Source organism: Polyangiaceae bacterium, assembly GCA_016715885.1.
Classification (GTDB): Bacteria; Myxococcota_A; Polyangia; order Polyangiales; family Polyangiaceae; genus Polyangium.
This window is the reverse complement of sequence record JADJXL010000017.1, coordinates 1-13,039: the sequence shown is the minus strand read 5'-3', so window position 1 is coordinate 13,039 and position 13,039 is coordinate 1. Positions and strand designations below refer to the sequence as shown.

The window sequence follows — 13,039 nt, the reverse complement described above, 5'->3', positions numbered from 1 at the left end:
TTGGAGAACGAGAAACGCCCCGACGGATCGCAAAAGACGATCACGCGCACGCGCGAGCGGATCGATGGTCAATGGCGATTGAAGGAGCGCACGACGACGGCGGGTGGTTCCGGACGATCAAACGGTGTTCGACAGCCGAGGGCGAGCCATGCGCGTGTATACGCATGGCCCTGCGCCAAAGCCGAATACGCCGCGCTTGATACAAGTCATCGAATACGATCCGCTGAGCGGAAATGTTGCGCGACGATCGGCCCCGGCGGCAGAAGATACGCTCGACTCGCAGCTCGCCTTCGACGAATACGAATTCGATGCGCTCGGTCGCGAGATTCGGCACACCACACCGTGGAACGCAACGACCACGACCTCGTATGATGGTTTTTTCATCGAGATGACCGATCCGCTGTTGCACAATACGATTACCGAGCTCGATGCATTGGGTCGACCCGTTACGATCACGGAAGCAGCGAATGGCAAAACCAAATACGTGTACGGCCCATTCGACACGCTTCGCAGCGTGACGGATCCTGGCGGTGCCGTCACAAAATGGACGCGCGATGCATTCGCTCGCGTGCGGCAATTGGAAGAGCCGGATCGCGGCACGACGACGTTCGTCAACGATGGATTCGGTGACGTGCTTGCATCGACCGATGCGCTCGGGCGCGTGATCGCGTTTGGCGTGGACGCACTCGGGCGCGTGCAAACGCGCACGGATACGCACACGGGAAAAAGCTTGACGACGACGTGGACGTGGGATACAGCGCCGAATGGAATTGGCCGGTTGCACATGCTCGAAAGTCCCGACGGAATCAAGACGTACGCGTATTCAGGAAGCGAGGGCAGCTCGAAGGGATGACGCTCTCCGTTGCGGGAGAATCGTTTACGGCGCGAATGACGTACGACGAGGTTGGGAGGGCCAAAGCGCTCGAATATCCGCAGGCGCTCGGAGCGTTGCCGTTTGGTGTAACGTACGAGCACGACAACCACGGTCACCGCATTGGCGTGCGCGACACATATGCGAACGGGGCGTATTGGCAATTGACGGACGTCGACCAAAGCTGGCCGGTACAAGGGCGAGCTTATTTGGCAATGGCGTGACGACGGCGCGGGGTTACGACCATGAGAAAGGTGCCTCGAGAGCATCACCTCGACGAAGGGCGCGGCGACCATTCAGCAATTGTCGTACGACTGGGACGAGCGACTCAATTTGAAACGCCGTACGGACGCCAGGCAGCCGCAACATACTACGGAGCGATTCCGGTATGACGCATTGAATCGGCTCACGTGTGCGTACTTCGGCTCGTCGAGAATCCGAATCCACCGTGCGACACGTCGTATGGGTATACGCCCAATGGGAACCTCACGTCAAAGTCGGACGTGGGCATTCTGTCGTATACCGATCCAAAGCATCCGCATGCCGTCACGAATGCGGCAGGCGATAGCTTCTACCATGATGCGGTCGGCAATCAAATCACGCGGCCGGGAGGCGTTGGCATTACGTATACGCCGTTTGATTTGCCGAAAACGATCACACAGGGCGCGACGACGGTATCGTTCGGGTACGATGGCGACGAGCAAAGAATTCGGAAGACGACACCGTCGAGCGAGACGCTGTACTTCGAGGACATCTTCGAGCAAGTGACCGGCGCTTTGGCAAAGCGTATCGGTATTACGTGCATTCGCCGGAGCGCACGATTGCCATTGTGACGCGCGACGGCCAAGAACCGGGGACGCGCTACCTGCATGTCGATCACATTGGGTCGATCGGAGACGACCACGAAAGAAAATGGCGCCATCGATGAGCGGCGCAGCTACGATGCATTCGGCGCGCGCAGGAATCCAGAATGGGGCGGATCGTCGATAGCGTTCACGAGCAAAACGAAAAAAGGATTCACGGGGCACGAAGAAGCTGACGAATTTGGCCTCGTGAACATGAAGGGAAGAGTATACGACCCACGCATTGGGCGGTTCACGACGACGGACCCGATCATTGCAAATTTATACAATGGGCAAAGCTTTGGGGCGTATTCGTACGTGCGCAACAATCCGCTTGCATTCGTGGATCCAAGTGGGGTTTACTGAGGAAGAAGCGCGGCGGTTGTGGCGCGTCGAAGAAACGCCCGGACAGCTCGGCATTCACATCACGTTCGACCAACTGCCGGCACCAACGCCACGACCTACGGCTGCGCCACACGCGGCTGACGTGGGCGCCCAGGCGCCGACGAATGATGTGGCAACGACGGGAAATGGCGCCAGCAGTTTACCGCAGCAAACGACGGAACCAGAGTCGGGGCCGTCGGCGCCCGGTGCTTGGGACGGCGTCTGGGACGGCTTCGTCGACGTCTACGACCATCTCGATGAAATGGTGCCGGGGTCGGCTGCGAATTTGGGGCCCAGCGCGCACGGTGCTCGAAATGGCCGAAAGCGTACCAAAAGGCGACATCATTGACGCGATCAACGTCGCCAATCCCATGGTTGCGGGCGTATACCTGTACAACGCATACGATGAGGAAGATTGGTACACGGTAGGACGAACGTCCGTGGGCGTGGGCGTGGCGATCGTTGCGGCGATAGTCGGGAAGAAGTTGGGAGCAGGAACGGGGTCAAGGATGACGCGTGGACCGCCGAAGGGGCGGGCACGACGAGTGCGTTTAGTAAGGAAAAGCAAGCACTTGTCGAAATGGCAAAGAGGGACAAAGCAAAGCGGGGGATTACTCGAAGGGACATGAAGGCATATAAAGAGCTAAATAAGGAACTCCCCTGATCCTTTCCCGTCGGATAACGTGCGTGGACCCGAAACCCATTCGTTGCGGACTACCGAATCGTTACCGACCAGGACAGCAACCACATGGACATGTGGGTCCGGTGGACCACATTCCAATCAAGGATACGCCATGACTGAAAACACTAATATGCCGTCACGACTCGGCCTTCGATGGACGACAATCGCAAGCAAACTGGGCCTTCGACTCATTGCGCCCGCATCGATCTCGCTGCCATCAGGAATTCAGATTGAAGCAGATGCACTCCTTCTGGACTTTGGAGGACAAAGGGGGATGCTGCTGGTGACAAATGATGAACTTGTCTGGCCTCACCGAACTGCTATCGCAGAGGTTGGCTATGGCTTCTCCGTTTTGGATGATCCAGAATTAGGGGACCATCCGACTTGAGCCTGAATGACGTAATCGACGTTCTTCGCGACTGGGGTTGGACAGGGGACGCTGCAAAGCACCCGAAGTGGTTGTGAAGCATCGGTAGGCCGATTAACGAGGTTTGTCTCCCCGTAATACTCAGGCAGCAACTACCTCAAACATCCAGGAAGGGCCCCGCACGACGCACGAAAGAGGCTCGGTCATGCGTCACATGCGCCGCATTGGGAGCTCAGCCACCCTCGCCACCACCGCCCGCGGGCTGCTCGCCCTTTTTCTTTGCTCGACGCTTGTACAGCGCGGATAGCTCGAATGCCGTCGCCATGGCCGGCTCCGATAAATCGCGTGCGGCAACCTCCGCGGCATCCCGCGCCATTCGCACCAAGCTCACGACGACTCCGTCGAGCAAATCGAGCGTCTCCGGTTTCCACGGGCGTTCCTCGCGGCTCGGCTTTCGCTTTGGAAGCGTCACGCAATGCTTGCGCGTCCGCTGCAAGGTCGGTGACGGCTTTCGGTCCACCACGACCTTTGGCCGCGTCCGCAATGGCTGGGTCTTTCAATACGTCCTGCAATGCATCGAGCTGTTTGGCGAGCCCCTCGGCATCCTCGGCCGCAACGGAGTCGCGCTCCAAAAGCGCCTCGATCTTTTGTACGGCCGCAATGTTTCCCAATGCCAACAGCGTTCGCTTTGCCCCACCCAGGACCGAACGCGCCTGCAATCGAGCGCCCTGGCCATCGCGCATGGCCGCCGAAAGCGCCGCGGTATCGACTTTCTTGCTCGTCCGCTTCGTTTCTCGCCCGACGCCCGCTGCGATCAATTCATTGCGCGCATCTCACTTCGGCCGCATCGGCCGAACCAAAACCATAATCGACGAGCTTTGCGCCGTGCGCTGCGTACGCATTCAATGTTTGATTTGCCTGCGCCAGCGTGTCCGCCGATCCAAATTGTTCACCATCTTTGATGAATGCCGCGCGCGCTTCGGGGGCGAGCGCCTTCAAGTCGAGTGCCATACAACCACCTCCCACGGAAGGGATTTTACTTAAGCCGGAATACGTGTGTCGAGCGAAAAAGTGTGCTGCTCGGAACAAGTGCCGCGTCGGTTTGACGACGGACCGCGTCGGGGTGACGAAGGAGCGCGTCGGGTTGACGAAGGATCGCGTCGGGTTGATGAAGGATCGCGTCGGGTTGACGAAGGATCGCGTACGGGTTGATGAAGGATCGCGTCGGGTTGATGAAGGATCGCGTTGGGTTGATGAAGGATCGCGTACGGGTTGATGAAGGATCGCGTCGGGTTGACCCGGGATCGTGTGGACCTGAAAATGGATCGCACCCGGTTGAAAAAGGGATCGCCTAGATCTGAAAAAGGATCGCGTGGACCTGAAAAAGGATCGCGTGGACCTGAAAAAGGATCGCGTGGACCTGAAAAAGGATCGCGTGGACCTGAAAAAGGATGGCCTAAACCTGAAAATGGATCGCCTAGACCTGAAAATGGATCGCCTAGTACTACTGCGGAACCTCCGAGACGTGCGACGAATGCTCTTGACGCGAGGAGCGGGACCCGTCAATCGACGAGTGGGTGGTGGAACCGTATCGTTTTTCGATGACACAATGGACAACGCGGCAGCCAGGGCGAGCAGCGCATGTGCGATTGCAATGCGGACTGAGGCGAGGGAATCGGCGATGTGGCGAGCTGGACGAGACAGCGAGCGCGTTGTTTTACGCTCGCCGTTCTGCCGAGGGGGAAAAACGCCGCATACGCTCGACGATGACGAAAGCGTAGCAGCAGAGGACGACAGAAATGTGGTGGTGCCATCCGCGGAACGAGCGTCCCTCGAAATGGTCGAGGCCGAGCTCTTCCTTCAGTTCCTCATAAAGAATCTCCGTTCGCCACCGTTCCTTGATGATTCGAATGATCTCTTTCTTGCTCATCCGCCGCGGCAGTGTCGTCAGCACGAATTTCGTTGGCGTCGATTCGCCTTCCAACCATTCCATGACGAGCCAAAGCGGCTCCTTGTCTTCCGGTTCACCCTCGCCCAGTACGGGTTTTACCCTGCGAATGCAAAAACGAGACGAAAGTTTCCCCTTTGTGCCTGTTCGCCACGTGATCCGCCGAAACGCATTCAAACCAAGTGTTACGCCAAGATCGCGTGCAGAAAAGATGCGTTCGTGTTCCTCGTCCGAATTCAGCAGCCAAACACGCGTCGTGCCCTTGATTGCAACGGCAAAATCAAGGCCCAATTTGCGCAGCTCCGCACGAAAAACCACGAATCACCATATCCGGAATCAGCGAGGAGAATTTTCCAAGGAGATCGTCAGCTTTGGCTCGCCGGATCATGTCGAGCGCGACCTCGGGCTTCGTCTTGAAAACGCAGTCGTCGGGGATATGTGCCGCTTTCCGCAGAGCGGCGTCGTCGGTCCATTTCTGCGGCAAATACAGCCTCGAAGTCGATGGCAACCTGCTCTCTCCGATTCGACGCGCAAAGGCTCACACCAATCTGGCAATTGGTGACTTTGCCCGCAGAGCCCGTGTATTGCCGCTGCACGCGACCGAGTGTTTGCCCTGCTTGAGGAACCCGGCATCATCGACAATCGAAATCGTCACCGGATCCTGCTTGCGCATCTCGTCGACTGCGTAGCGGCGGCTGCGCGCCGAACATCTCGATCGCTCCACGGCGCAGTTCCGACGAAGTGCAGCAGCCTGTCGTGACAACGCTGTACGTCTCGCGGTTCGCAGAACGCTTGCGCTGCGATGGGTTCCACGCTTTTCGTTCACCCGCCCCGATGATCCCGAACGCATAGGTCGCAAATGACGCGCGTTGCTCGGGGCGTTTGAGATGTTGACCGATGGTCACCTGAAAGAAGTCGATCGCGCGACGGTTTGTCTCCGTGTCCTGGGCAAACTTCATGGGCGCGCACCATGGACACGGTTTTACGCCGCGCAAGGTTCCAAGAAAAACTTTTCCAAGATATGGAGGACAAAGTAAGAAACAAAACGACACAGCCCTACCCAGACGCCGTGAGACGTCGGCTAGTCCGATTGAACGTTCCGCAGTAGTACTAGAACCACCAAGTCGTTCCGACCGCTTCACCTAGCTCCACCGCAGCATCCCTGTCGCCCGTGGCAACTCGTCCCACACTCAACCCTTCCACTGACCCGCCCTGACGCCGTATCGTTCGTGCCGAGTCCCCGCATTCGCCGAATCAAAACGCATGACCCCGAATTCCCCGGCTGTAGCATCGTCGCCACCCTCGCCACAGATGCCCGCTTCGCCCTCTACCGAGGACGTCTCGAGGATGGCACCTCGGTGCTCGTCGAATGCACGCGCATGCGCGCCCAGCGACGATCGCGCCCGCTTGCGTCGCGCCCACGCGCTCGGAAAGAGCTCGGTGACGCCGTCACACCACGCGCGATCGGGTTCGTCGAACATGCCGAGCTGTTCGGCGTCATGCGCGAACTCCCGGCGGCACGACGCTCGGAAACGATCCTCGCCACGCACCGCTTGCCACTCGAAATAAGCGCTCGCGTACGCAGCCGCCGTCGCACGAGCGCTCGCCGTGCTGGCCGCGCAAGGCGTCGTGCATCGCGACATCACACCCAAAAGCATCCTCGTCCGAGAAGCCGACAACGCCGTGTTCCTCGTGCACTTCACGTCCGCAGGACGTACCGGCGACGAGTCCCTACGCACGCCGAACCCAGACGCTCCAGAAGGCACGCTCCTCTACATGGCGCTCCGAACAGACTGGCCGGACAAACCGCCCCGTGATCATCGAGCCGACTTCTACGCGCTCGGCGCCGTGCTCTACGAAATGCTCACGGGGAGCCCGCCGTTCACGTCGCAAGAGCCCATGGCGCTCGTGCACGCGCATCTCGCACGAGCACCGAAGCCGGCCGCACGAGCTGGAACCAAGCGTGCCTCCAGCGATTCGCGTATCGTGCTGAAGCTGCTCGCGAAGAGCGCGGACGATCGTTACCAAAGCGCACGCGGAATCGCCGCCGACATCGGCATGTGCATCGAACGGCTGCGTTCGTCGGGACGCGTCGATCCGTTTCCACCGGAGGACAAGACCGCCCCACGATGCTCACCTCCGCCGTGCGTCTCTACGGACGCGACGCCGAGCGTGAAACGCTGTCCGCCGCCGTGGATCGCGCTCGGCGCGGGGGTCGCGAGATGTTCGCGATCCAAGGCGCCGAAGGCATGGGCAAGACGGCGCTCGTCATCGACATGTTCGCGCGAACGGCCGCCGATGATGCGTACCTCGCTGCGGAAGAGCCAAAGCCCCGCCGCTCTTATTAGGTCGGACAATCCCTGTCCGCCCCGGACTTGGACCGCATTGCCAGGCAGGCATACCTGCGCGGGTTGTCGGACAAGTACATTCTCGAAGGGGACGGGCATATGGCGTCACTGATATTCGTCCATTGGTTTTTCGCATCCAAGATGCAGCGTATTTCCGCAATCAATGGTCCCGGTGGCTCTTTCTTGCGTGTGTTGTCGCCCAAGCAGGATGCTCGTGTGATCCGACGGATGCGCCTTCGATAAGCCAGAATCATGCTTGCATCCCCCAGCATCCATTGCTCCCGGTAGCCCGGCCGATCGCATCGAAGACGATCGTCCCGGGGCGACGTCGGTATCATTCGGAGTGAGCGATGCTGGCGACGCAACGTTATCCATGCCGCTCGTTTCCGTGCCTGGGCGAACCGGCGTCGAGCCAATTTGCGGTTATTTTATAGCAGTGCTGGTGGTGACGGCGTGCTCGGAATTGGCTTTTCGTTGTCGGGCACCAGTGCCATTACGCGCCGTCCGATGACGATGGCCATCGACGGCGAACTTCGCACGGTGCAATATGAAGCAGATGATGCGCTGTGCATGGATGGCAAGCGGCTCGTCGTCGTTTCGCAAAGTGCAAACGCCATTGAATACCGCACGTGGCCTAATACGCACGTGAAAAATCATTGGCCATCAAACCGAGGATGGCTCGCGTTATTTCGAGGCGTTTTTGCCATCGGGGCATGTCGTCGAGTATGGCAAAACCAAAGGAAGCCGGCCGCGTGCGCTCGGGGGCGCCGTGCGTGCGTGGCTCGCGAACGAAACAGCGATGCTCGCGGGAATGCAATGACGTACGGGTATTGCTTTGCAGAGGCAGACGGCTACACCGCGGAGTATGCGGTCGACGAGATACGCTACACCTCGTTTGACGGAATGGAGCCGACACGTGCGGTTGCGCTCGTGTATGCCGCCAAGGAAGACGCACGCACGATGTATTCCGGCGGAATGGAGCTTCGGCAATCGCTACAGCTCGAGGAAGCGCAGATGCTGCTGAACGACGAGCTGGTGCGTCGATATGCTTTGAGTATGAGCAAAGCGAAACGACGGGTCGGACGCTGCTTACGTCGGTCGAAGAATGCGGTGCGAATGGAGCGTGCAAACCGCCGACGAGGTTTCAATATGCGAAGGTTGAAACGGGGTTCGAGGAGGTTGTTGCGACGACGATAGCGGCGCCGCTGTCGCGGCGCGCGAGTTATATGCTGGCTGATTTACGGGCGATGGATTGGCGATTTTTCTCGTGCCCGATACAACGACGCTGTCGACGCCGACGAATCCGATCACGGAATGGCGAGTTGCGCGAAATTCAGAAGCGGATTTGGGGCGCCCAAGGTTGCCTTTTGCAGGAATGGTCGTTCCAGCAGGATCCCACGGAGCCAGTTGATCCGGGAATCCTTCAACCGGAGCTCGGCACGGCGATCGATTACAATGGCGATGGGAAAGCGGATGTCCTTTGCACGATGTGTACGGCAATCGGAACAACCATATTGTCTTGTTATCGAAAGCGGACGGCACATTCGGAAGAAGTCGACACGGGCATTCAAAGACCGTTTCCATTGGGTCCTGTACCGAAGCAACTGCGTGGCGCAACAGGCGCGGTGCATCGGCCGACGTCGACGGCGATGGCGTATCGGATCTGATCCAATGCACGGATCATGGCAACAACGCCCCTCAATCTCTGTGGAATGTGCACGCATGGCGCCCTGGGGGGTTTGCACAAATCGGTACGGCAATCGACGAGCTGAACGGATACCCGTGCAACCTCGAAATGCACACGGTCGATATCGACGGGAAGCGGGACCGTGGACTTGGTCATGCCCGGAATGATTGAACAAGGCGGTGTGCCATTTCAACGAGCACCGACCTATTACGTGTTTCGCCGTAACAGTGATGGGACGTGGAATCGCACGATACGAGTTTGCGCATACCTCCGAATGGTGGTCGCACGTTGTTCGTTGACGTCAATGGAGATGCGTTGCCCGATGCCATAACGTCCGGCGATCCTTCGGGACGACTTTGGACGTGGATCAACACGGGCAAAGGTTTTGCGGACAAGGCGGTAAATACTCTGGAATGGGATGGGCTCATTCCGCAGACCACCTACTTCCATTTGGCGGCTGTTGCTGATTTCGATCAGAATGGGCAAAGCGATCTTTGATGCCGCTCGATGCCATCAGCCCCGACATTCCGCGCTGGGTGATTCTCCGTGCAACGCGCGGATCGAATGGGTTCACCTTTGAGCGGATCGAGTCGGCATTCCATTCGAGCCCGTGCTCGGCGATGCGATTACGCTGGCGGACCCGCGCGGTCCACGCATTGGCGATGTAAATGGTGATGGTGCCTGATGTAGCGATCTTTCTGGGGAATGAGTTGCACCTTCAAGAACCGTGCAGCCGACCCGGATGTGCTCGTGGGGTTTTCCGATGGCATGAACGAGCATGACCCCGAGGGTCCCGGTTTCATTCCCAACGTGGCCATTTCGTATGCGCACTTGACGGACGAATGGAAGACGAACGGCGCGCAGGCGAACGATCCGAAGAAGGAGTCGTATCTGTGATGGTCACGTGCCGACGCGGCGAATGACTGCGCATACCCGCGTCATTGCGCGGTGGGCTCCAAGCGTGTCGTGCGCGACTATGCACTCAACGACGGACAAGGTGGGCAGCGTCGATTTGGCTTGCGTTATCGCGATGGTCGATACGATCGTCGAGGGTATGGCTTTCTTGGATTCGGCGCGCGCATCCTGACGGACCTGGACACTGGCGCGACGACGGCGACATTTTACGACAACGAAACGTTTGTTGCTATCGGCCAGCGCAAGGTATATCCGTTTGCGGGGCAGGTGAAATCACAATGGCGATGGGCTCCAGCGTTGCCGAGCGAGCCGAATCCGAGCCGCGTCGAGCTTTCATTTGTCGACATTACGCTTGAAGATGTGCCCACGAATAACGGCAAAACGTATTCGCGCTGCCCACGAAACGCCACACGCGCCGCATGCAAGGCGCTTTTTCTGGAGCAGGTTCGCTCGAAGAATATGCTGCGGGCGTGGCCGCCAATGAAAACGCGACGATGCTGCGCGATACGATGGTGGATGTAGCGGCCTTCGACGAATTCGGCAACGTGTCCGAGGTTGACGTATCCACAGTGGGCGTCGACCTGACGACGCATATCACGCGCACCGTCAAGAATGACGTCGGCAGGTGGATACTCGGGCAGCCGCAATGGCAAGAGGAATGCAGCTCGGCTGCGGGCTTGACGCAATGCCGGACCACCCAACGCACAACGAATGCATTCGGCGCAAGTGGAAACGGAGTCCACGTCAAGCAGCGATAACATCGACGATACGAAGCTGACTGTAGTGTACGAGCGCGACAAATTCGGCAACGTCACGAGCGTAAAGGCAGACGATGCATTCGGTCATCGGCGCGAATCAATGACCGTTTACGATGACGAAGGCGTGTTCCCGGTCAAGCACATCAATGGATTGGCGCACGAGACGCTCGTCGAATACGATCCCGCTCTGGGTGTGCTGAGAAAGGAGACGGATCCGAATCAATTGGCGACCGAGTGGCAATACGACAGCCTCGGAAGGTTGGAGAACGAGAAACGCCCCGACGGATCGCAAACGACGATCACAGCACGCGCGAGCGGATCGATGGTCAATGGCGATTGAAGGAGCGCACGACGACAGCGGGTGGTTCGACGATGAAACGGTGTTCGATAGTCTGGGGCGGCCCATGCGCACGTATACGCACGGCCCCGCGCCAAAGCCGAATACGCCTCGGTTGATGCAGCTCATCGAATACGATCCGCTGAGTGGAAACGTTGCCAGAGGGTCTGTGCCGACTGCGGAAGGTACGCCCGATGCGCAGCTCGTCTTCGACGAATACGAATTCGATACGTTGGGGCGCGAGATTCGGCACACCACACCGTGGAACGCAACAACCACGACCTCGTATGATGGTTTCTTCATCGAGATGACCGATCCGCTGTTGAAGCATACATTGACCGAGCTCGATGCATTGGGTCGACCCGTAACAATCACGGATGCAGCGAATGGCAAAACGAAATATGCCTATGCGGCCTATCTGATGCGCTTCGCACGGTGACCGATCCTGGCGGGGCCGTAACAAAATGGACGCGCGATGCATTCGGGCGTGTGCGGCAATTGGAAGAGCCAGATCGCGGCACGACGATGTTCGTCAACGATGGATTCTGGTGACGTGCTTGCATCGACGGATGCGCTCGGGCGCGTGATCGCGTTTGGCGTGGACGCACTCCGGCGCGTGAAAACGCGCACGGATACGCACGCGGGAAAGAGCTTGACGACGACGTGGACGTGGGATACAGCGCCGAATGGAATTGGCCGGTTGCACATGCTCGAAAGTCCCGACGGAATCAAGACGTACACTTATTCGAAGCGAGGGCAGCTCGAAGGGATGACGCTCTCCGTTGCGGGAGAGTCGTTTACGGCGCGAATGACGTACGACGACGTTGGGAGGCCAAAAGCGCTCCAATATCCGCAGCCGCTTGGCGCGTTGCCGTTCGGCGTAACGTATGAGCACGACCAACACGGTCATCGCATTGGCGTGCGCGACACGTATACGAACGATGCGTATTGGCGGTGACGGACGTCGACCAAGCCGGCCGGTACAAGGGCGAGTTATTGTTAATGGCGTGGACGACGGCGCGTGGATACGACCATGGGGAAAGGAGCCCCTGAAGCATCACCACGACGAAGGGGTGCAGCGACCATTCAAGCAATTGGCTTACGCCTGGGGATGAGCGGCTCCAATTTGAAGAGCCGCACGGATGCGTTGCAAGCGCAAAACACGACGGAGCGGTTCCAGTATGATGGGCTGAATCGGCTAACATGTGCATACTTCAGGCTCGTCGAGAATCCGAATGCACCGTGCGACACGTCGTACGGCTATGCGCCCAATGGGACCTCGTATCAAAAAGCGACGTGGGCATTCTGTCGTATACTGATCCCACGCATCCGCATGCCGTTACGAATGCGGCAGGCGATAACTTCTACCATGATGCGGTTGGCAATCAAATCACGCGGCCAGGAGGCGTTGGCATTACGTATACGCCGTTTGATTTGCCGAAGACGATCGCCATGGGGCGCGACGACGGTATCGTTCGGGTACGATGGCGACGAGCAAAGAATTCGGAAGACGACACCGTCGAGCGAGACGCTGTACTTCGAGGACATCTTCGAGCAAGTGACCGGCGCTTTTGGCAAAGCGTATCGGTATTACGTGCATTCGCCGGAGCGAGTTATTGCCATTGTGACGCGCGGTGGCCCAGAACCGGGGACGCTGTATCTGCATGTCGATCACCTTGGGTCGATCGAGACGACCACCAAAGAAAATGGCACCATCGATGAGCGGCGGAGTTACGATGCTTTTGGCGCACGGAGAAATCCAGAATGGGGCGGATCGCCGATAAAGGGGCCCACGAGCAAAACGAAAAAGGGCTATAAGCAGGTTGGCGAAGAGGCCGCCGACGAATTCGGCCTCGTCAACATGAAGGGAAGAGTCTACGACCCACGCATTGGGCGGTTC

General features: G+C 58.6%; 15 protein-coding genes and 2 pseudogenes. 12 read left to right on the top strand and 5 right to left on the bottom strand.

Annotated features, from left to right (window positions below; translation table 11 throughout):
• Nucleotides 1–124 precede the first annotated feature (124 nt).
• The 6 genes from IPM54_19695 to IPM54_19670 all read left to right on the top strand — a co-directional run bounded on the left by IPM54_19695 (nucleotide 125) and on the right by IPM54_19670 (nucleotide 3,167).
• Nucleotides 125–853, top strand: a complete 729-nt coding sequence (locus tag IPM54_19695; GenBank protein ID MBK9262014.1) for an RHS repeat protein — start codon at nucleotides 125–127, stop codon at nucleotides 851–853.
• Nucleotides 850–1,095, top strand: coding sequence for a hypothetical protein (locus IPM54_19690; protein ID MBK9262013.1), 246 nt, complete (start codon nucleotides 850–852; stop codon nucleotides 1,093–1,095). The genes IPM54_19695 and IPM54_19690 overlap by 4 nt, the downstream gene beginning before the upstream one ends.
• A gap of 186 nt (nucleotides 1,096–1,281) precedes the next feature.
• Complete coding sequence (locus tag IPM54_19685) at nucleotides 1,282–1,704, top strand: RHS repeat protein (protein ID MBK9262012.1); 423 nt, start codon at nucleotides 1,282–1,284, stop codon at nucleotides 1,702–1,704.
• 36 nt (nucleotides 1,705–1,740) lie between these two features.
• Complete coding sequence (locus IPM54_19680) at nucleotides 1,741–2,079, top strand: RHS repeat-associated core domain-containing protein (GenBank protein ID MBK9262011.1); 339 nt, start codon at nucleotides 1,741–1,743, stop codon at nucleotides 2,077–2,079.
• A complete protein-coding gene (locus tag IPM54_19675; GenBank protein MBK9262010.1) occupies nucleotides 2,066–2,446 on the top strand; it encodes a hypothetical protein in 381 nt (126 codons plus the stop codon). The genes IPM54_19680 and IPM54_19675 overlap by 14 nt, the downstream gene beginning before the upstream one ends.
• 445 nt (nucleotides 2,447–2,891) lie before the next feature.
• Complete coding sequence (locus IPM54_19670) at nucleotides 2,892–3,167, top strand: hypothetical protein (GenBank protein ID MBK9262009.1); 276 nt, start codon at nucleotides 2,892–2,894, stop codon at nucleotides 3,165–3,167.
• A gap of 182 nt (nucleotides 3,168–3,349) precedes the next feature.
• On the opposite strand, the gene IPM54_19665 is transcribed toward IPM54_19670, so the two are convergent.
• The 4 genes and pseudogenes from IPM54_19665 to IPM54_19650 all read right to left on the bottom strand — a co-directional run bounded on the left by IPM54_19665 (nucleotide 3,350) and on the right by IPM54_19650 (nucleotide 6,740).
• Nucleotides 3,350–3,964, bottom strand: a complete 615-nt coding sequence (locus IPM54_19665) for a hypothetical protein (GenBank protein MBK9262008.1) — start codon at nucleotides 3,962–3,964, stop codon at nucleotides 3,350–3,352.
• Between the two features lies 1 nt (nucleotide 3,965).
• Nucleotides 3,966–4,157 carry a hypothetical protein gene (locus tag IPM54_19660; protein ID MBK9262007.1) on the bottom strand — a complete coding sequence of 64 codons (192 nt, stop codon included), beginning with the start codon at nucleotides 4,155–4,157 and terminating at the stop codon, nucleotides 3,966–3,968.
• 706 nt (nucleotides 4,158–4,863) lie between these two features.
• A pseudogene (locus IPM54_19655) lies at nucleotides 4,864–6,053 on the bottom strand (IS701 family transposase).
• 231 nt (nucleotides 6,054–6,284) lie between these two features.
• Nucleotides 6,285–6,740, bottom strand: a complete 456-nt coding sequence (locus tag IPM54_19650) for a hypothetical protein (protein MBK9262006.1) — start codon at nucleotides 6,738–6,740, stop codon at nucleotides 6,285–6,287.
• On the opposite strand from IPM54_19650, the gene IPM54_19645 reads away from it, so the two are divergent.
• Nucleotides 6,703–7,554, top strand: coding sequence for a hypothetical protein (locus IPM54_19645; protein ID MBK9262005.1), 852 nt, complete (start codon nucleotides 6,703–6,705; stop codon nucleotides 7,552–7,554). The genes IPM54_19650 and IPM54_19645 overlap by 38 nt on opposite strands.
• Here IPM54_19645 and IPM54_19640 read toward each other — a convergent pair.
• Nucleotides 7,548–7,817: a hypothetical protein gene (locus IPM54_19640; GenBank protein ID MBK9262004.1), complete on the bottom strand. Its 270-nt coding sequence runs from the start codon at nucleotides 7,815–7,817 to the stop codon at nucleotides 7,548–7,550. The two genes, IPM54_19645 and IPM54_19640, sit on opposite strands and share 7 nt — an antisense overlap.
• Before the next feature lie 441 nt (nucleotides 7,818–8,258).
• Here IPM54_19640 and IPM54_19635 point away from each other — a divergent pair.
• The 5 genes and pseudogenes from IPM54_19635 to IPM54_19615 form a co-directional block, all read left to right on the top strand.
• Nucleotides 8,259–10,950 (top strand): annotated as a pseudogene (locus tag IPM54_19635) (VCBS repeat-containing protein).
• Between the two features lie 181 nt (nucleotides 10,951–11,131).
• Nucleotides 11,132–11,578, top strand: coding sequence for a hypothetical protein (locus IPM54_19630; protein ID MBK9262003.1), 447 nt, complete (start codon nucleotides 11,132–11,134; stop codon nucleotides 11,576–11,578).
• Nucleotides 11,575–11,691 carry a hypothetical protein gene (locus IPM54_19625; protein MBK9262002.1) on the top strand — a complete coding sequence of 39 codons (117 nt, stop codon included), beginning with the start codon at nucleotides 11,575–11,577 and terminating at the stop codon, nucleotides 11,689–11,691. Before IPM54_19630 ends, IPM54_19625 begins: the two co-directional genes overlap by 4 nt.
• On the top strand, nucleotides 11,678–12,097 hold the full coding sequence (locus tag IPM54_19620) for a hypothetical protein (protein MBK9262001.1): 420 nt from the start codon (nucleotides 11,678–11,680) through the stop codon (nucleotides 12,095–12,097). Before IPM54_19625 ends, IPM54_19620 begins: the two co-directional genes overlap by 14 nt.
• A 411-nt stretch (nucleotides 12,098–12,508) precedes the next feature.
• Nucleotides 12,509–13,039, top strand: a 531-nt coding sequence (locus IPM54_19615; protein ID MBK9262000.1) for a hypothetical protein, incomplete at its 3' end; no start/stop codon positions are given.